The sequence below is a fragment of the Prevotella sp. tc2-28 genome (assembly GCF_900107705.1).
Taxonomy (GTDB): domain Bacteria; phylum Bacteroidota; class Bacteroidia; order Bacteroidales; family Bacteroidaceae; genus Prevotella.
Window position 1 is genome coordinate 72465 of the sequence record NZ_FNRE01000013.1, and the last position, 18433, is coordinate 90897.

Consider the following 18433-nt stretch of genomic DNA (forward strand, 5'->3'; position numbering starts at 1 on the left):
CTTATTAGACACACAAGCCCTACAAAACCAAACAACGTTTAGCAGAGTTTAACATATAGACCTCCATACCTTCCAATCGTCCACTTGCTGAATCAGTCGTTTTACTGCTCTTTCGCAATTGACAGGATATACGAGCATTTGAACGAACCAGAAACGACGGTGGCGTACGAATTTTGAATGGTAACGATAGTTTGGGATTTCGCTTCCGTTAATATATAATGGTCCTGAAAGCATGAATGAATCGTCGTGCATTACTTGTTCTTTGGCGTGATGCAGCTGGGCAAATCGTTTCATCCCTTCCTGCGTAGAAAGACTGTCTTCGTTGGGCACAACGCGCGTAGTCAGTTCTATCTGTACCCAGTTGTCCCAATAGCGAAACAGACTAAAACCTGGCTCGTCAATTAACGAGTCGGGCTGTTGTTCAAAGAATGAGGGATATGATACTTCGTAGTCGTAGTTGGTATCGTGATAAGTGCGCATGCGACAATAATGGATGGCTTCCTCTAATTTCTCAGGAAACTCCCGATGGTCTTCATTGCCACGCCACACCATATAGGATGTCACGCTAACGGCAAGCAAAATAGCTAATACTGTAAATCGGCGTATCGTCATATCGTTCCTTTTTTGTGCAAAGGTAAGTTGTTTGCACAAAAAAGAGAGAAAATAATGCCTGACATTTCTCTGACATTTGTCTGACAAACGGCTATCTATCTGATAGTCAAGCCGTAAGATTTACCTCTGTCAACTTCGATTTTGAGGTCGGAATGCTGTTCGATGATGGGTTTCAGTCTGCGGATAAGGGTATAGAGCGTCTCGCTGGCGTCCTCTTTCTTAGGCCATAGGGCATCGCAAATCTCCGTTTTCGAGAGCTGACGGGTAGGCGACTGCCACAACATTTCCATTAATTGCTGCTGCATAGGTGTTAGTTTCACCACACAGCCTTTGGCGTCAATGAAACGTCCCTGCTGCAAAGCCAAACCGCCATACAGTCCTAATGCCACAGAACGCCTGTGCTGATACAGGCAGAACAATCCCCAGAGCAGTGCAATGGTCCAAAGCATCATGGCTGGACGCTGGTCAGACAATGACAAGATGGTGGCTGTCGATACCTGCGGACGAGGTTGGAAACCCTTCTTGGTGTCTATTGCTAGGTATGCCTTTCCCTTTAGCGCCTCAAATTTCAGATAGCTGTTAAACACCTGAATGGTGTCGGCACTGATCATGTCTGACTGCTGTTCGTCCAACGCCTTCGACAGCGCCTGATTCATATCCTCAGCCACCAACTGTTCCGTAGCCCTATAACTTGTCAGGCTCACCAGGCTCGAAGCCATTATCAGTGCAAACAGCACCACTACTGCATATCTTTGTTTCATAGTCTTTGTTTTATAAACCGCACACAAAGATAATCCAAATTATTCTATTTGCATAGTTCCGTTAGCATAATTTAAACATAATGTGTGTCTTTGTTCCCGAATGATCATTACCACATCATCATGCGGAGGGATTCTTCTGCCGACTGTCGCATAGACTTGGTGGTATTGTTGTATTCCTTGTCCTTGGTGGCGTCGAGGAATCGGCTGAGGTATTCGCGGGCTTTGTCGAACTGGCGCAGTTGCAGATAGCATTTGCCCATCTGATAGGTGAGGGTGTTGACGTCCTTTTCCTCCGCATAGCGCATACACTCTTCTAGCTCCTGCAGACGGAAGTCTGGCTCGCCCTTCATGCGGAACGATTCTGCCAATTCCTGATGCAGACGGAACAGCGTCTTGCGGTCAGGTACCATCAGTTTTTCTGCCTCGCCTAAGTAGCTCAATGCCTCGGCACCTAAACCTATCTTGTTGGCGGCAATGCCTAACATGAAGAGACAATAGCCGTGGGTGTCGTTGTGGCGGGCAGTGGCGCGTGAGAGATATTCGTAGGCATCACCATACTGGGCTGTGTTCATAAATATCAAGCCCTTGGTATAGAGCACCTTGAAACAGGAATCGCCCAATGCCTCGAGATTAGCCAGTTCACGTAGTGCCAAGTCGTAGTTGCCCACCAGATAATAGGCATCAGCCAACTGACGATTGACTAGGATGTGAGTGGCATCCTGCTGCTTGTATCGCTCACAAATCTCAATGACCAGCCCCGGGTTTACGTGTTCCTTGTCAGCATTGTTCAGGCGATAGGTAAGGTCGGGAATGATGTCAGCCATAGGATTGCGCTTCACCACCCGCTTGCCCCAATAGATGAGCGAATCTGTCTGTCCCGTCTGACAGAAGCAGTCGTAGCGCAGACGCATGTCGTCGATAGAAAGACTGTCCTCATTGATGTTTCTGAGCAACTCGATGCTTTGCTGATAGTATCCTCGCTCAAAGAGATGCTTTGCCTGTATGCGAAGACTGTCTGCTGGAGTTGCTGATAAGATGAGGAATGAGAAGTGCGAAAAGAGAAATGTCATCAGTATCTTTTTCATTGTTTCCCCTCCTTCTTTAATAGTTCTTTCATGCGGTCTATCAGCAGGTTGCCACTGATGTTCTTGGCGATGATGCGTCCTGAGCGATCTACCAGGTAGTTGTGTGGAATGGTTCGGATGTCAAGGCGTTTCACCTCAGGCAGCATCTTCCCTGTCTTGTCGTTGAAGGCCCGCAGGTTTTTTATTTCGTAAGGATGCGCGTCTTTCGGGTGACTGCGCAGGTCGAGTTCCTTGACCTTTGACCACCATTGCTTCGATGTCTTGTCCATCGACACCAGTACCACCGCCAAGTCTTCAGGAAACATTTGTGCCGCCATCTTGATGTTGGGCATCTGTTGCAGACAAGGCTCGCACCATGAAGCCCAGAAATCGACATAGAGATATTGTCCGCGATAATCATTCAGATGGAGCACATTCATATAGTCGCCCACCTTCAGAGGACGAACAATGGAGTCTTCCGTCTCGTCGAAGAAGCGACGGCTATAGCGTTTCCAAAACATGCTGTTGATGGAAAAGCTCTCAGCAGACATGTAGTTACGTCCCAACACGCTGTCGTTGACAAAAGCCTGAATGGGGGGATAGTCGTGGAAGCGATTCAATACCGAGTGCATCATCTGGTCAACCTCCTTCTCCGTATAACCATGCATGGAAGGATTCAGCCTATGCGAGCCATAGACTCTGGACGCAGCACCCAACACACCGTAAGGGCTCTTGCCTGTATTGGCATAGTGTAGTGCCAAGCGCTCCTTAGCCATATCCAGTTCATGCCGAATCTTACCCAACGAGTCTGCTTCCTGTTCCGTGATGCCATAGCGTTGCATCTGGCGGTAAACCTTGCGATTCAGTTCGCTGATGCTGTCCATCTGCTGATAATAGCGCACGTACTCCAGCGTCGAGGGCGAACCCTCCACCTTGTCGATATAACGAATATTGAAACCATCGTCCTCGTCGCCCACATGTATCTTCATCCGGTCGCCGTTCTTTACAACGACGGGTACAATACCTGGTCCGCGACGACTGAACATCAGGTTAACATTATATTCGTAGGGCACCGTTCCATACAATGTTCCCTGACGGTGCACCGAGTCAATGCAGATGCTGTCGTGCAACGTTACCTCGCGCTCTATTTGCGAATAAAGATACACCTGTTGTGGCTGACTGGCTATGGCTGAGTCAACGGTTAGGGTGATGCTGAATTTGTCCTGAGAAAGAGCAGAGATGAGCGATAATTGGCTAACAATAAATAATGCTAATATCTTTTTCATTTTTTTGTTTTACTTTTTCCAAAGTTGGTTGTACGAAGTAGCATTTCAGCCTTTTCTGTCATCTCCTTTAATTGCTGGGTAGGCGTTTCTTCCTTGCGAGCCAGATTAAGGAACTTCTCATAGTAGGTTTTAGCCATTTGGCCATCGGGGAGATAATAGTAGTAGGCACTGGCGATGTTATAATAGGTAGCTATGGAGGATGGATTATAAGCCAGGTGCTCTTTCCATGCTTCTACGGCTTTATCGTAGTGCTCCGTCAAATAGTATGCTTCACCTTTCGAAAGCGTAATGGCTTTCATGGTGGTGGTATCTGGCAACAATAGTTGGTTGGCAAGATCCAGATAGCCAAGCCCTTCTTCAAATCGCTTGGTGTCAACACAGACAACCCCAAGTCGCCATGCACAATTTGCGTGTTGCATTTGAGAGAGGAAAAGGGCATCACGCAGATACGGGTAAGCTCGATCGAGATCTTTTATCATGGAGTAGCTTAAACCAGCAGAATAGAGCGTATTGAAAGTAGAATCGCCTTGTTGTAATAGGCGTTCATACATATTCACAGCCTTATCAAACTGACGATCCATAAAGTAGGCATCTGCTATAGCTCGATTCACAAGGATGTTAGTGGAATCTTTCAGATAGTACTTTAGACCACACTCAATTCCTTTCCAAGCTTGATTATCGCGAGATAGTCCAAGTGTCAGTCCTGCAACCATCTCACCATCCATCGGGAAATGCTCTACTAAACGTCCCGTCCAATAGACATAGGAACCATTGTCACCTTGGTTCTGATAGCTATAGGCTAACTGACGGAAAGACTCATGTGAGAGACTATCCTCAGGAGTGTTTTTCAACAACTCGGAACACTGGAAATAGTTACCTCGTTTGTAATAACAATCTGCGAGCTTGGCTGAGATATAATAGGGGGCTGTCGCACTTTTTACAGCTCCTGCTATCAATTGGTCGATGATTTTCTCTGCCTTTTCTTCAGGCATCTGGTCAAGATACTCAATAGGAAGCTTTAAAGTGTCTTTAGCCTGTTTGCCCGCAATGGCCTTCCCTAATTCGTATGCTCGTTGATAATACTTCAATGCCTCGAAAGTATTGTATTGCTTCATGCAGCTGTCGCCCTTCTGCAAACAAACGGAAAGGGAGTCAGAATCCTCGCCCTTGACGGGGAGTACCGTCAGCAGGGCGAGGGAGAACAATGTTAGGAATTTGTTCATTATTAATAGAGAGTGTGTTTATTCCTTCTTCTTGGTTGTGATGATAATCTTCTTGGGCTGGCCGTTCTCACCCTTTTCGATGTGCATGCTCTGGATGTCACCCGGGGGGATGCTGCCAATCTCGGTGTCGTCAGCCACCTTGCCGTCAATCTCTAAGATGTACTTTTCCTCTTTCACTTTTACGTCATTGCCGCCCTGCAGCTTGAAGGTGATGGGCACGGTGTATTTCACGCGGACGGGCTCGCCATTCTGCTTGCCAGGCATCCAGTTGGGCATACTTCCGATGACACGTAGCGCCTCTGCATCCAACGAAGGATGGACACTTCTTGCGATACGGGCATTGGTGATGCTACCATCCTTTTCAACAATAAAGGTAGCAATGACACGTCCCTCAACACCAGCCTTGTGAGCCTCCACGGGATATTTCACGTTCTGAGACAGAAACTGCATCAGGGCACTGGGACCGCCAGGGAACTGAGGCATCTGTTCCACCACGTCGAAGGCTTCTTTTTCTGCTTTTTCAACCTTCATGGCGTTGGGCATTTCCACGGGCTTTACTTCTTTCTGGTTGGCAGGGGCTTGTTCCACCACCACAATCTCATTGACTGGTCCAATTTTGAGCGTTGCATTCTTCTTGCCCTTCTTGATGATCTTCTTCTGAGGCTGTTGGTAGACCACATCGGTAACGGTCTCGGCGTTAATGGCTAAGGCAATGCCCACGATGGGCAGGAGGGCGAGCAGCTTCAACAGATGACTGCCCTGCGATTTCTTATGTAACATCATACGGATTCTGTTTTTAAGGGTACTGTGAGAGATGCCGTTAGCAATGGAGTACCCGCCAATGCTCGCGGCTTTTGTGATTAACAGGTATTGATATTGACGCGCATTGAACCCCTGTGAGAGTACTGCACCGTCGGCCTCGTATTCATGGATGGCGCGCAAGTCCTGGCGCAGCATCCACATGGCGGGGTTGAACCATTGGAGGGCGGTGAGGGTATCAACGAGCAACACGTCCCACGAATGACGCAGGCTGATGTGTCCCCGTTCATGAGCCAGCACAGCTTCGTTGTGCTCGGCATAGTCTTCACGATTCATGACGATATAATGCATCCAACTGAAGGGCGACACCTGACGGTCGGTGACGCACACCACGACGCCGTCTTCCTGCGGATGATGCTCGCTGTTCCTGATCAGCACCACAACTCTCAATACCGACAGCAGCGTATAGCCTAGCGTCAGCACCATACCTATTATAAATAGGGTGGGGAGCAGGGTGTGCAACCAGAGTGGTTGGGATTCCTCAACGACCATTGCCTGCATCTCGCCTACATCCACCGTTGGCACGGCAGCCACCGTCACCGTCTCGTGCATCGTGATGACACACAGTGGCATGATGAATGAAACTACCGACGTAGCCAGCAGTACCACGCGGTTGACCCGATGGAACGTCTCTTTGCTGAGCATCAGCCTGTAGAACATATAGAACACGGCTATCAGCACAGCTACTTTGGCATCGTATATCAGAAAGTCAAGCATTCTCAATCTCTTTAATCAGTTCTTTCAGTTCTTCTACGGAAATCTTCTCCTCTTTGACGAAGGACGATACGGCACTCAGATACGAGTCGTTGAAGTAGTTCTTGATGACTCCCGCAATGCTGGAGCGCCCATACTCCTTCTCCGACACGATGGGGAAGTACTGGTAAGTGTTGCCATACTGCTTATGGTCCAGGAACCCGTTCTTCTCCAGGATGCGAACCATCGTGGACAGCGTATTGAAGTGGGGGCGAGGTTCTGCGTAGTGCTCCAACAGCTCGCGCACAAACATCGGACCGTGTTGCCAATACAAGTCCATGATTTCCTTTTCTTTATTTGTCAGCCTTTTCATTGTCATTCATGCATTTGGTTTTCTAGTTCAAAATAGCGTCATTATCAATTACCTGCTGCAAAGAAACGAAAAATTTTAGTTCGTTGTAACTAAATTGTTTAGTTATTAAAGGAAATTAAGTAGTTTGTCTTTGAATTAACATTTGTTCAAAGAAAAATCGGAGCCTTGAGTGAGCTCCGATTCTTTGTCTTATCTGATGAACAGTAGTTCGCGGTATTTGGGTAAGGTCCAGAGGCCGTCTTCGACAATCAGTTCGAGCTTGTCAATCTCCGTGCGGATGTCTTCCATCTTGGGACAGACGGTGTCGTGGTACTGAATGGCGCGCTGGTGGATGTTCTCCACGCGGTTGGCAACACGACGAGCCTCGGTGAGGTCTTCAACCAGCTGCTCAATCCGCTCGGTACGCTCTGCAATTTCCTCGATGAGCTTCATGTTACGGGAGGACAGGCGGTCGGCCTTGTCAGCACTGAACACTTCCTTCATGCCCTGTACGTTCTTGATGAGCTTGGACTGATAGTGCGTGCAGACGGGGATGATATGGTTCATGGCGAGGTCGCCGAGTACACGGGCCTCGATCTGTACGGTCTTGACGTACATCTCCCATTTCACCTCGTTGCGGGCCTCCAGCTCCTTGCGGTTCATGACCTTGGTGCTCTCGAACATCTGGACGGAGGAATCGTCGAGGTAATGCTCGAAGATGACGGGACACGACTTCTCGACGTCGAGACCGCGCTTGGCAGCCTCTTTCACCCATGCCTCGGAGTAGCCGTTGCCATCGAAGCGGACGGGCTTGCAGGTCGTGATATCCTGGCGGAGCACTTCTACAAGGGCGTGGAACTTAGCCGTGTGACCTGTGCCTGCCTTGTATTCAGGACGTCCTGAGAATTCGGCAATCTTCTTGTCGACACGCTCCTTGAACGAGGTGAGTGCTTCAGCCATTGCGGCATTCAGGGCTATCATGGCTGAGGCGCAGTTGACGCTGGAACCTGGTGCACGGAACTCGAAGCGATTGCCCGTGAAGGCAAAGGGTGACGTGCGGTTGCGGTCGGTATTGTCGATGATGAGGTCGGGAATCTGCGGGATGTCAATCTGCATGTTCTTCTTGCCCTTGACCACCGACGTCTCACCACGCTCAATCTTGTCGAGCAACTCGGTGAGCTGGGTGCCCAGGAATGACGAGATGATGGCGGGAGGAGCCTCGTTGCCACCCAGACGGTGGGCATTGGTGGCAGACATGATAGAAGCCTTCAGCAGACCGTTGTGGCGATAGACCGCCATGAGTGTCTCCACGATGAAGGTGACGAAGCGCAGCGTCTCGTTGGCAGCCTCTTCAGCCTTCAGACCTTCCGTCTTGCCTGGGGCGTGCAGCAGCACTCCTGTATCGGTTGACAGGCTCCAGTTGTTGTGCTTGCCTGAGCCGTTGATGCCGTCGAAGGGCTTTTCGTGCAACAGCACGCGGAATCCGTGCTTGCGTGCCACCTTCTTCATCAGCGACATGAGCAGCATGTTATGGTCGACAGCCAGGTTGCACTCCTCGAAGATAGGAGCCAGCTCAAACTGGTTGGGAGCAACCTCGTTGTGACGCGTCTTCACAGGAATGGCTAACTCGAGGGCCTGTATCTCCAAATCCTTCATGAAGGCCTGTACACGGTCGGGGATAGTGCCGAAATAGTGGTCGTCCATCTGCTGGTTCTTGGCACTCTCGTGACCCATCAGGGTGCGACCAGTCATGAGCAGGTCGGGACGGGCAGAGTAGAGCCCTTCGTCGACGAGGAAATACTCCTGTTCCCAACCCAGGTTGACCTGTACCTTGTTGACGTCATTGTAGAAATACTGGCAGACATCCTTGGCGGCCTTTCCTACGGCATGCAGCGAACGGAGCAGGGGAGCCTTATAGTCCAAAGCCTCGCCGGTATAGGCGATGAAGATGGTGGGAATACACAAGGTGTCGTCGATGATGAACACGGGCGACGTGGGATCCCAGGCACTGTAGCCGCGAGCCTCGAAGGTGTTACGGATGCCACCGTTGGGGAACGAGGAAGCATCGGGTTCCTGCTGAACGAGCAGCTTGCCCGAGAATTTCTCTATCATACCACCCTTGCCGTCGTGTTCGACGAAGGCGTCGTGCTTCTCGGCAGTGCCCTCAGTGAGCGGCTGGAACCAGTGCGTATAGTGGGTGACACCCATTTCCATTGCCCACTGTTTCATGCCTGCAGCCACCGCATCAGCTATGGAACGGTCCAGACGGGCTCCGTTCTCCATGACGTCGACCATCTTGTCGTAGATGTCCTTGGGCAGGTATTTATACATCTTCTGTTTGGTGAAGACGTACTTGCCGAAAAACTCTGAGGGGCGCTCCTGGGGTGCCTTCACTTCAAGGGCTCTCTTCTTGAAAGCCTCTTCTACTACCTGAAATCTTAAATTGTTAGACATGATGACTATTTACTATTTGACGATTTACTATTTGACTATTTGACGATTTTGCCTTCATCGATGAAGCGACGGAGAATGTCGTTATAGGCATCAATGCGACGGTCGCGCAGGAAAGGCCACCAGCGGCGCACCTGTTCAGAGCGCTGCATATCGACATCGACGATGGTTTCCACTTCCTGACTGGTTGGGGCTTCGTAGAGCAGCTCTCCCTGTGGACCGGCTACAAAGGAGGTTCCCCAGAACGGGACACCATCCTCCTCACCCACACGATTGACGGTGACGACGGGAAGTCCGTTGGCAACGGCATGTCCACGCTGAACGGTCTGCCAAGCCGTGCGCTGGCGTTGCTGTTCCTCGGACGTGTCGTTTGGATCGTAACCAATGGCAGTAGGGTAGATCAGCATCTCGGCACCCTGAAGCGCCATCAGACGGGCAGCCTCTGGATACCACTGGTCCCAACAAACGAGTACACCTAATCGGCCTACGCTGGTGTCGATGGGTTGGAAGCCTAAGTCGCCAGGGGTGAAATAGAACTTCTCGTAGTAACCAGGGTCGTCAGGGATGTGCATCTTACGGTACATACCCGCAATGGTTCCGTCTTTCTCCATCACGACAGCCGTGTTGTGATACAGTCCTGGGGCACGACGCTCGAACAGCGAGGTGACGATGACGACACCCAGTTCCTTGGCGAGATTGCCATAGAACTCAGTCGAAGGACCAGGAATGGACTCAGCCTGGTCGAACACGTTGACGTCTTCTGTCTGACAGAAATACAGTCCGTTGTGCAACTCCTGCAGCACGATGAGCTCGGCACCCTCGTGAGCCAGTTTCTTGATTTTCTCTCCCAGCCGTTGGCGGTTGTCAGCCATGTTGCCGGTGTTGTGTTGTTGTATCAGTCCTATCTTCATATCGTCTTATTTCTCACCTCTCAATAATACTGCATGGTGCAACAGTGCAGACTGCCGTGTTGCTTGATGACAGCCCGACAGTCAATGCCAACAATCTCCCTGTCGGGGAAAGCCTGCTGGATGACGTGCATCGCCTCTTGGTCAAGGTCTGGCTGGTTGTAGGTAGGCACCAGTACAGCACCGTTGATGACCAGGTAGTTGGCGTAGGTTGCAGGCAAGCGATTGATGGCTGATGGCTGATGGCTGATGGCTGTCGTATCGTAGATGGGTCTCGGTAATGGTAGTTTTAACAACCTATACGGTTTTCCTTCCATCGTCCGTAGTGCCTGCAGTTCTTCTTCCATGCGTGCGAGGTCAGGATGGTCCTCATCGCCTCCTGTATATAATAAGGTGTCGTCGGGACAGATGCGCACCAGGGTGTCGATGTGTCCGTCGGTGTCGTCGCCAATGAGACTGCCGTGATGAAGCCATACGATGCGCTCGGCACCCAGGTATTCCTTCAGACGGTCCTCTATCTGTTGTGCTGTGAGCGGTTGGTTGCGATGAGGAGCCAACAGACAGCAGGCGGTAGTGAAAACAGTGCCTTTGCCGTCGCTCTCGATACTTCCACCTTCGAGTACAAAGTCCAGATGGTCTTCGTAAACACCCTTCACCAGTCCTTTGTCAAAGAGCTGTTTGTTAATCTGATTGTCCCGTTCCGCAGGGAATTTCTCACCCCATCCGTTGAACTTGAAGTCGAGGAGGATGAGGTCTGAGGTCTGAGGTCTGAGGTCAGATGTCTCTTCAACGGTGATGAAGCCGTGATCGCGAGCCCACGTGTCGTTGGAGGTAAATGTTAAGAGGTAAGAGGTGAGAGGTGAGAGGTGAGAGGTGAACTTTTCGGAGGCAACAATCAACAATGCCTCGCGCTTGCTGATTTCGCGAGCCATCTCTTCATAGACAGCCGTAATCTCCGGCAAGATAGGGGCCCAATCGGTATCCTTGTGCGGCCATGTCAGCTGCACACCACGCTGAGGCTCCCATTCAGCCATCATCCGCCTCTTGTTTCGTTTCATGGCTGCAAAATTACGAAATCGTGAGTTAAAAACCAAATTTTTCACTTTCTATATTTGGTTTTTCATTCGGTTTGCGCTACCTTTGCACCAAAATTATGTTATTAGAACTGCTTCATGTGACGATAGGCCAGCAGATTCGCTCGCTCTCGATGTCAGTAGGCGAGGGACAACTGGTTACCATTACGGGCTCGAAAGGCTCGGGAAAGTCGTTGTTGCTACGCGCCATTCTCGGACTGATTCCCGTTGACGATGGGTTTATCAGCATCGACGGTGAGCTGATGACACCACAGTCAGGGTTCTACTTCCGCAAACAGATGGCTTACGTGCCACAACACCTGTCGATGCCGAAGGGATATCATGGTGCCGGACTGGAGCGATGGGACGACCTGACGGCTGACGAGCGGTACCTGTTGTTGCTCAACAAGGCGATTGCGACAGACAAGCAGATGCTGATAGTTGACGAACCAGAGGATATGCTGACAACAGAGACGCAGGCTACTGTCGACCAGCTGCTGCAGGAAGCTGCACAGCGTGGAAAGACCGTGGTGGCTGTCAATCCACGAATCCAGAAAAACCAAGTCGTACTATGATAACCGCTTATGTCATATTGGTCATTGCCGTCGTGATATGGAAAGGCTACTTAGCATGGAAACGAGGCATGAGAACTTATCGGCGAGACCTGGAAGAACACGACTCGCTGCGAGAATACCTCTTGGGAAACGGGGCCTCAAGGCGTGAATCGTTGAGACCTTTTGTCAACCACGCGTTGGAAAGGGCGCTGAAACCCTTGAGTGCACAATGGCGACTGTGGCTGATACTGGTAGTGCTGGGACTGTTGGTGGCACTGTTCACCAAGGCCGACACACCCAAGAAGACCTCCAAGACCAACGACTTGACGATGGTGCGGGTGAACGAGGAAACCACCTTCCTGCGCCGCTATGCCTATAAATGCTGGTATTCTGAGACAATGCGCATCCCTCTGGCTGTATCCTGGTATCTGGTGGGTGACCACGTCACAGGAACCTTCAAACGCAAGGGGGTTGCCTTCCATGCCGACTACGACGTGAAAGGCGTGCCTGTCACAACACAAGACTATGTGCAGTCGGGCTACGACAGAGGACACATGTGCCCGTCGGGTGACAATAAATGGAACCAACTGGCTCAGGAACAGTCGTTCCTCATGACCAATATCTGTCCGCAAAGTCACCAGTTGAACACCAACGACTGGAATGATCTGGAACAGCGTTGCAGGAACTGGGCAAAGAAATACGGACGGATATACATTGTCTGTGGACCCGTGCTTAGAGGCGACAAGCACAAAACGATAGGCAAGCGAAAAAACCGCATCACCGTGCCTGAGGCTTTCTATAAAGTGGTGCTCAGGGCTGGTCGCGACACGACAGCCATAGGCTTCGTCTATGAGAACAATGACGAGCGACAGCCAATGCGACAGGCTGTGTGTACGGTTGACGAGGTGGAGCGACTGACAGGATTGGACTTCTTCCACCATCTGCCTGACGCTGTGGAAAGTAGGGTGGAGCAGTCGGCTCGCTTTGACGCATGGTAAGAAACAATAATATTTTAGAAAAAATCGGGAGCACTTTTGGAGGTTTCTCGATTTTTTTTGTAACTTTGCAAGCCGAAAACGTATAAACCGTTATTAATTTAAGGTAAAAGAACATTATGGGTGGCTTCTTTGGCACAATCTCAAAGCAGGACTGCGTAAACGACTTGTTTTACGGGACCGACTACAACTCGCACTTAGGTACAAAACGCGCCGGATTGGTTACTTTCGACAAGGAAAGCGGATTCCACCGCTCTATCCACTCGTTGGAACGCAACTATTTCCGCTCCCGCTTCGAGGATGAACTGGACCAGTTCAAGGGGCATCAGGGACTGGGCGTCATTAGCGACACCGACCCTCAACCCATTATCGTCAACTCGCATCTGGGCCGCTATGCCGTCGTGACTGTGGCTAAGATCAACAACCTGCGGGAGATTGCCGACGAACTGATGCAGCAGCGAATGCACCTCAGCGAGATGTCGGCAAACAATATCAACCAGACGGAACTGGTGGCACTGCTGATCAATATGGGAGATACGTTTGTGGAGGGCATCAACCTGGTGTACCAAAAGATTGAGGGATCGTGCTCCATGCTCATCCTGACGGAAGACGGCATCATCGCAGCACGCGACTTCCTGGGGCGCACACCGATTGTTATCGGACAAAAGCAGTTGCACCGCCTGTCACCCATCGGAACGGACGAATTCTTGCAGGCATACGCCGTGTCCAGTGAGACAACGAGTTTCCCGAACCTCGACTATAAGATTGTTCGTGACCTGGGACCAGGCGAGATTGTTCGACTGCGTGCCGATGGTATCGAAGTGATGCAGAAACCCTTCACACGTTGTCAGATATGCTCGTTCTTGTGGGTTTACTACGGCTTCCCTGCCAGTGACTATCAAGGCATTAACACGGAATTTGTGCGTGAGCGAAACGGCAGACTGATGGGTGAGAAGGATACCGGGATAGAGGCCGACCTCGTGTGCGGCATCCCTGACTCAGGCGTCGGTATGGCGCTGGGCTATTCCGAGGGCAAAAAGGTGCCTTATAAGCGTGCCGTACTGAAATACACACCCACATGGCCTCGCTCGTTTACCCCAGGAAACCAGAATCGTCGCGACCTGGTGGCTAAGATGAAACTCATCCCCAACCCCGCCATTCTGAAAGATCAGCGCATCGTCTTCTGCGACGACTCCATTGTTCGTGGTACCCAGTTGCGTGACAACGTGCGCACTTTCTTTGAAAACGGTGCCAAGGAGGTACATGTGCGCATCTCCTGTCCGCCCTTGGTCTATGGCTGTCCGTTTATCGGATTCACCTCGTCGAAGAGCGATATGGAACTGATTACACGGCGTATCATCAAGGACTTCGAAGGTGATGACAAGAAGAATCTGGATAAGTATGCCAAGACAGATTCGCCTGAGTATCAGCGGATGGTCAACGAGATAGCGCGTCGGTTGGGACTGACTAGTGTTAAGTTTGCCAGCATCGAGGACCTTGTCAAGTCGATAGGATTGCCCAAAGAAGGGGTATGTACGCACTGCTTCGACGGCAGTTCATACTGTCACGCACGACATGGTGAAGAGTGGTTTACGTAGAATTGAAGAATTGAAGAATTGAAGAATTGAAGGCTGCGTTTAAGCGAGAGCAGAACCAAGCTTGCTTGGGTTTTGCCGAGCGTGAGCAGGCTCGATGTGAAACATCAAAAATTAAAAAAACAAAAAAATAAAGGCACGGATTCTCATAATTCGTGCTTTTTTCGTATCTTTGCAGCCTAATTTCAATATGTAAGCGTGAAAATACGACAAGTGCTGAGCGCCCTTGAACAGTTCGCGCCCCTGCCCTTACAGGAAAGCTGGGATAATGCTGGCCTGCAAGTAGGACTAACAGAGGCGGAGGTTTCAGGGGCATTATTGTGTCTGGACGTCAACGAATCCATCATTGACGAAGCCATTGCAAAGGGATGTAATCTCATTGTGAGCCACCATCCCCTGCTGTTCCGTGGACTGAAACAGGTCTGTGGCACAGACTATGTGCAGCGCTGCGTCATCAAGGCTATCAAGAACGATATCGTCATCATTTCCATGCACACCAATATGGATAATGCCAAGAATGGTGTCAACTGGAAGATTGCTGATAAAATGGGGCTCCAGGAAGTGGCTTTTCTCGCTCCGCTCGCCTCTCCGGAAGCTGGCAGTGGCGTGATAGGCATGTTGCCAGAGCCAATGGCTGCCGACGACTTTATCCTGATGGTGAAGAAATGCTTTGGTGTGGAGTGTGCCCAGTGTAATGAACTGCTGCGACGCCCCATTCGTAAGGTGGCTGTTTGTGGAGGAGCAGGCGATTTCCTGTTGCCGGATGCCCTTGCCAAAGAGGCTGATGCCTTCATAACCGGAGAGATGCACTATCACCAGTACTTTGACTACGAGCAGAAATTACAGATATGTGTCATCGGTCACTACCAGAGCGAGCAATACACCTCAGAGGTGTTCCGCGACATCATACAGCGGGAGTGTCCAGGTGTGCGCACGGAAATAGCAGAAACGAATACAAATCCAATATTATACATTTAGATTATGGCAAAGAAAGACCCTACAGAAATGCCAGTTGAAGAGCGTCTGAAGACCCTTTATCAACTGCAGGCTACGCTCTCAGCAATCGATGAGAAGCGTGCATTGCGAGGCGAGCTGCCTCTGGAAGTACAGGACCTGGAAGATGAAATCGAGGGACTGACCACTCGTGTTGAGAAGATTCAGGCCGACATCAACGAGTACGAACGTGCCGTTTCCCAGAAAAAAGGCGAGATTGAAACCGCCAAGGCTAGTGTGGAGCGCTACAAGACTCAGTTGGACGAGGTCAAGAACAACCGTGAATACGATACGCTGTCAAAGGAAATCGAGTTCCAGTCTTTGGAAATCGAGCTCTGCAACAAGAAGATCAAGGAGGCTACCTTCAAGATTGAGGAGAAGAAAGGTGAACTGGCTCAGAATCAGGAGATTATTGACGACCGTCGCCAGGCTCTTGAAGTCAAGAAGAGTGAGCTCGACGAGATTATGGAGGAGACTCGCACCGAGGAGGAGAAACTGAAGCAGAAGGTCAAGGAACTCGAGGTGAAGATTGAGCCTCGTCTGCTGACTTCCTTCAAGCGCATCCGCAAAAATGCCCGTAACGGTCTGGGCATCGTCTATGTACAGCGCGATGCCTGTGGTGGTTGCTTTAACAAGATTCCGCCCCAGCGTCAGTTGGATATCAAGATGCACAAGAAAATCATCGTCTGCGAATATTGTGGCCGTATCATGATTGATCCTGAACTGGCTGGTGTCAAGATTGAAAAGCCCGTAGTAGAGGAGAAGAAGACACGTAAGCGTGCCATCCGCAAGACAGTGAAGAAGACTGACGACGAAGTGCCTGAAACGGAGGCATAAAAAGCCGATTAAAGGCTGGAAAAGTCGGGAATGACAGGCATGAATTCGTAAGCATGCCGCTCGTAGTCCATCTTGCAGCAGAAATGCTGAAGACCATTGCTGACCACGAGATAATCCACATGAAGCAACAGGTTGTAGACTGATATCTGGTCGAACACCTGTTGCTTGATTTTTATCGTAGGAGCCTTGTATTCGATAATCATACGGGGCGTGGTGTCCTGATGGTAAAGAATCGAGTCGCAACGCAGCTTCTTGTCGCTGATGCGCAGTTCAATCTCATTGCCCAGCAATCCCTTGGGATACCCCTTTCCCTCTACCAGCCAGTGCGTGAAATGCTGGCGTACCCATTCCTCAGGGGTCAGTGCCACATAGCGCTTGCGTAGAAAGTCGAAAATCTCTGGTTTTTCCTGCGTGCCGCGTAATTTGACGTCGTATGATGGTAAGTTTAATTCGTTCATTTCGGGGACAAAATTACGAAATTATTGGGATATTTCATAATTAATTCGTAATTTTGCAACGATTATGCCTGAAACAGCAATAACATATGAAAGCGTGATGCACGACTTGCAACAGCGCAAGTTTCGCCCCGTCTACTACTTGATGGGTGAAGAACCTTATTATATCGACAAGATAAGCGACTGGATAGCTGAAAACGTGCTGCAACCGGAAGGACGGGATTTTGATCAGACCGTACTCTTCGGATCGGACGTGAATGCTTCGCAAATCGTGGACGCAGCCAAGCGTTATCCCATGATGTCGGAATACCAGGTGCTGATCGTAAAAGAGGCTCAGAACGTCAAGAACGTAGAGGCGCTGGAGAAGTATATGAAGGCGCCCATGCCCAGCACTATCCTGGTGTTGTGCCATAAAAACGGGACGATAGACGGACGGAAACGGGAATATGTGAAGGCTATTCAGCAAGCAGGCATCCTGTTTGAGAGCAAAAAACTCCGCGAACGTGACCTTCCGGGCTTCATAGAACGCTATTTAAAGGCGCAGGAAGCCTCGATTGACACGAAGTCGACACAGATGATAGCAGAGGCCATAGGAGCCGATTTGAGTCGTCTTACGGGCGAATTAGACAAGGTTTTGCTGAGTTTGCCAGAGCAGGATAGGCGAGTAACTCCCCAGGTGGTGGAGGACCAGATAGGAGTGAGCAAGGATTATAACGCCTTTGAATTGCGTGACGCTATCGTAAATCGCAATATCGAGAAAGCCAACCGTATTATCAAGTATTTCGATGAGAATCCGAAGGCTGGTGGACTTTATGCATTGCTTCCGATGGTTTTTAACTATTTCCAAAATCTGATGTTGGCTTTCTACTGTCCGCAAAAGGGGAGTCAGGAGGCTTTGGCAAAATGGCTCGACATGAAATCTCCCTGGGGAGCACGTGACTATCTCACAGGAATGCAAAATTACTCCGGAATGAAAGTGATGCAGATTATTTCCAAAATAAGAGAAATTGACGCGAAAAGTAAAGGACTTGACAATCCCAATACCCCGCCAGGGGAGTTGATGAAGGAGTTAATTTTCTTTACATTTCACTAAAAAGAGGCACTTCGGTCGCCTCTTTTTTTCTAGAATCAAAATTTTACCGTACAAGAAATTTTGGGCTCAAACCCCGATGGTAAAAGGGATTCACCCTGATTATTCCCCTTCATATTTTGCGTATTTTTCTTTTTCCCTCCAACGGCCCAGAATTTGCCCAAAATCTCAAAAATCGACGGTTACGAAATGTTAAAATTCGGATTTAATAAATTTTACAGTTCGATTTTACGAATTTAGAAAACTAAAATTAAGGAAATATAAATCGGATTGGCAGTAAAACAAACAGATATTTGTGTTTGCAAAGATGAATTTAAGGAATTAAATATATAAATACAAATCAAAATCAACGCCTTAATATTTGCATATTCATAGATATTTAGAACGCAAATAACGCAATATATTGCTAAAAATCAGTAAGATATGCACATTAATGAAAATAACGCATCAAGAATACATCTTCTTTACCTTTCTAAAGATGCATATTGCCAGCCAAACACCCTATATATGGGGAATACATCATTAAAACCCAATAAGTTATGTATTTTTGCTCTAAGAAATACTTTGTAATGATTTGTGCTTGTAAATTCAAGTTCGTAATAACAAACCTAAAATTTGCACTTTCTTAATTTAGAATTTGGAATATTGAAATATAAATCTAACATTTAAAAA

General features: G+C 49.4%; 17 protein-coding genes. 6 read left to right on the forward strand and 11 right to left on the reverse strand.

Annotated features, from left to right (window positions below; genetic code table 11):
* Positions 1-48 precede the first annotated feature (48 nt).
* The 10 genes from BLU47_RS11550 to BLU47_RS11595 all read right to left on the reverse strand — a co-directional run bounded on the left by BLU47_RS11550 (position 49) and on the right by BLU47_RS11595 (position 11227).
* A complete protein-coding gene (locus BLU47_RS11550) occupies positions 49-612 on the reverse strand; it encodes a hypothetical protein (protein ID WP_091962788.1) in 564 nt (187 codons plus the stop codon).
* 95 nt (positions 613-707) lie between these two features.
* Positions 708-1373 carry a helix-turn-helix domain-containing protein gene (locus BLU47_RS11555; protein WP_091962790.1) on the reverse strand — a complete coding sequence of 222 codons (666 nt, stop codon included), beginning with the start codon at positions 1371-1373 and terminating at the stop codon, positions 708-710.
* 107 nt (positions 1374-1480) lie between these two features.
* Positions 1481-2458: a tetratricopeptide repeat protein gene (locus BLU47_RS11560; RefSeq protein WP_091962793.1), complete on the reverse strand. Its 978-nt coding sequence runs from the start codon at positions 2456-2458 to the stop codon at positions 1481-1483.
* Positions 2455-3723 carry a TlpA family protein disulfide reductase gene (locus BLU47_RS11565; protein WP_091962796.1) on the reverse strand — a complete coding sequence of 423 codons (1269 nt, stop codon included), beginning with the start codon at positions 3721-3723 and terminating at the stop codon, positions 2455-2457. Before BLU47_RS11565 ends, BLU47_RS11560 begins: the two co-directional genes overlap by 4 nt.
* The gene (locus BLU47_RS11570; RefSeq protein ID WP_143025554.1) at positions 3720-4946 is read right to left on the reverse strand and encodes a tetratricopeptide repeat protein; all 1227 of its coding nucleotides are present in this window, start codon (positions 4944-4946) and stop codon (positions 3720-3722) included. The genes BLU47_RS11565 and BLU47_RS11570 overlap by 4 nt, the downstream gene beginning before the upstream one ends.
* Before the next feature lie 18 nt (positions 4947-4964).
* Entirely contained in the window at positions 4965-6482 is a 1518-nt protein-coding gene (locus tag BLU47_RS11575) for a M56 family metallopeptidase (protein WP_091962802.1), read from the reverse strand.
* Positions 6475-6831 (reverse strand): BlaI/MecI/CopY family transcriptional regulator, encoded by a 357-nt coding sequence (locus tag BLU47_RS11580; RefSeq protein ID WP_091962804.1) that lies wholly within the window; start codon positions 6829-6831, stop codon positions 6475-6477. Before BLU47_RS11580 ends, BLU47_RS11575 begins: the two co-directional genes overlap by 8 nt.
* A gap of 189 nt (positions 6832-7020) precedes the next feature.
* On the reverse strand, positions 7021-9264 hold the full coding sequence (locus BLU47_RS11585) for a glutamine synthetase III family protein (RefSeq protein WP_091962807.1): 2244 nt from the start codon (positions 9262-9264) through the stop codon (positions 7021-7023).
* Positions 9265-9299: 35 nt separating this feature from the next.
* Positions 9300-10172 (reverse strand): carbon-nitrogen hydrolase, encoded by an 873-nt coding sequence (locus BLU47_RS11590; RefSeq protein ID WP_091962810.1) that lies wholly within the window; start codon positions 10170-10172, stop codon positions 9300-9302.
* Positions 10173-10192: 20 nt separating this feature from the next.
* Positions 10193-11227, reverse strand: coding sequence for an agmatine deiminase family protein (locus BLU47_RS11595; RefSeq protein WP_091962812.1), 1035 nt, complete (start codon positions 11225-11227; stop codon positions 10193-10195).
* 95 nt (positions 11228-11322) lie between these two features.
* Here BLU47_RS11595 and BLU47_RS11600 point away from each other — a divergent pair, with 95 nt between their 5' ends.
* The 5 genes from BLU47_RS11600 to BLU47_RS11620 all read left to right on the forward strand — a co-directional run bounded on the left by BLU47_RS11600 (position 11323) and on the right by BLU47_RS11620 (position 16216).
* Positions 11323-11817: an ATP-binding cassette domain-containing protein gene (locus tag BLU47_RS11600; protein WP_091962814.1), complete on the forward strand. Its 495-nt coding sequence runs from the start codon at positions 11323-11325 to the stop codon at positions 11815-11817.
* A complete protein-coding gene (locus BLU47_RS11605; RefSeq protein WP_255402177.1) occupies positions 11814-12794 on the forward strand; it encodes a DNA/RNA non-specific endonuclease in 981 nt (326 codons plus the stop codon). Before BLU47_RS11600 ends, BLU47_RS11605 begins: the two co-directional genes overlap by 4 nt.
* 116 nt (positions 12795-12910) lie before the next feature.
* On the forward strand, positions 12911-14389 hold the full coding sequence (locus tag BLU47_RS11610) for an amidophosphoribosyltransferase (protein WP_091962817.1): 1479 nt from the start codon (positions 12911-12913) through the stop codon (positions 14387-14389).
* Between the two features lie 195 nt (positions 14390-14584).
* Positions 14585-15364: a Nif3-like dinuclear metal center hexameric protein gene (locus tag BLU47_RS11615; RefSeq protein ID WP_091962820.1), complete on the forward strand. Its 780-nt coding sequence runs from the start codon at positions 14585-14587 to the stop codon at positions 15362-15364.
* Positions 15365-15367: 3 nt separating this feature from the next.
* Entirely contained in the window at positions 15368-16216 is an 849-nt protein-coding gene (locus BLU47_RS11620; RefSeq protein WP_091962825.1) for a zinc ribbon domain-containing protein, read from the forward strand.
* 8 nt (positions 16217-16224) lie between these two features.
* Here the strand turns inward: BLU47_RS11620 and BLU47_RS11625 are convergent, their stop codons facing one another.
* Entirely contained in the window at positions 16225-16674 is a 450-nt protein-coding gene (locus tag BLU47_RS11625; RefSeq protein WP_091962828.1) for a type I restriction enzyme HsdR N-terminal domain-containing protein, read from the reverse strand.
* Positions 16675-16738: 64 nt separating this feature from the next.
* On the opposite strand from BLU47_RS11625, the gene holA reads away from it, so the two are divergent.
* Positions 16739-17764, forward strand: a complete 1026-nt coding sequence (gene holA, locus BLU47_RS11630; RefSeq protein WP_091962831.1) for a DNA polymerase III subunit delta — start codon at positions 16739-16741, stop codon at positions 17762-17764.
* Positions 17765-18433 lie beyond the last annotated feature (669 nt).

Excerpts from the sequence above, each read along its gene's own strand:
- BLU47_RS11550 (WP_091962788.1), bottom strand. The coding sequence starts at position 612 with ATGACGATACGCCGATTTACAGTATTAGCTATTTTGCTTGCCGTTAGC.
- BLU47_RS11555 (WP_091962790.1), bottom strand. The coding sequence starts at position 1,373 with ATGAAACAAAGATATGCAGTAGTGGTGCTGTTTGCACTGATAATGGCT.
- BLU47_RS11560 (WP_091962793.1), bottom strand. The coding sequence starts at position 2,458 with ATGAAAAAGATACTGATGACATTTCTCTTTTCGCACTTCTCATTCCTC.
- BLU47_RS11565 (WP_091962796.1), bottom strand. The coding sequence starts at position 3,723 with ATGAAAAAGATATTAGCATTATTTATTGTTAGCCAATTATCGCTCATC.
- BLU47_RS11570 (WP_143025554.1), bottom strand. The coding sequence starts at position 4,946 with ATGAACAAATTCCTAACATTGTTCTCCCTCGCCCTGCTGACGGTACTC.
- BLU47_RS11575 (WP_091962802.1), bottom strand. The coding sequence starts at position 6,482 with ATGCTTGACTTTCTGATATACGATGCCAAAGTAGCTGTGCTGATAGCC.
- BLU47_RS11580 (WP_091962804.1), bottom strand. The coding sequence starts at position 6,831 with ATGAAAAGGCTGACAAATAAAGAAAAGGAAATCATGGACTTGTATTGG.
- BLU47_RS11585 (WP_091962807.1), bottom strand. The coding sequence starts at position 9,264 with ATGTCTAACAATTTAAGATTTCAGGTAGTAGAAGAGGCTTTCAAGAAG.
- BLU47_RS11590 (WP_091962810.1), bottom strand. The coding sequence starts at position 10,172 with ATGAAGATAGGACTGATACAACAACACAACACCGGCAACATGGCTGAC.
- BLU47_RS11595 (WP_091962812.1), bottom strand. The coding sequence starts at position 11,227 with ATGAAACGAAACAAGAGGCGGATGATGGCTGAATGGGAGCCTCAGCGT.
- BLU47_RS11600 (WP_091962814.1), top strand. The coding sequence starts at position 11,323 with ATGTTATTAGAACTGCTTCATGTGACGATAGGCCAGCAGATTCGCTCG.
- BLU47_RS11605 (WP_255402177.1), top strand. The coding sequence starts at position 11,814 with ATGATAACCGCTTATGTCATATTGGTCATTGCCGTCGTGATATGGAAA.
- BLU47_RS11610 (WP_091962817.1), top strand. The coding sequence starts at position 12,911 with ATGGGTGGCTTCTTTGGCACAATCTCAAAGCAGGACTGCGTAAACGAC.
- BLU47_RS11620 (WP_091962825.1), top strand. The coding sequence starts at position 15,368 with ATGGCAAAGAAAGACCCTACAGAAATGCCAGTTGAAGAGCGTCTGAAG.
- BLU47_RS11625 (WP_091962828.1), bottom strand. The coding sequence starts at position 16,674 with ATGAACGAATTAAACTTACCATCATACGACGTCAAATTACGCGGCACG.
- holA (WP_091962831.1), top strand. The coding sequence starts at position 16,739 with ATGCCTGAAACAGCAATAACATATGAAAGCGTGATGCACGACTTGCAA.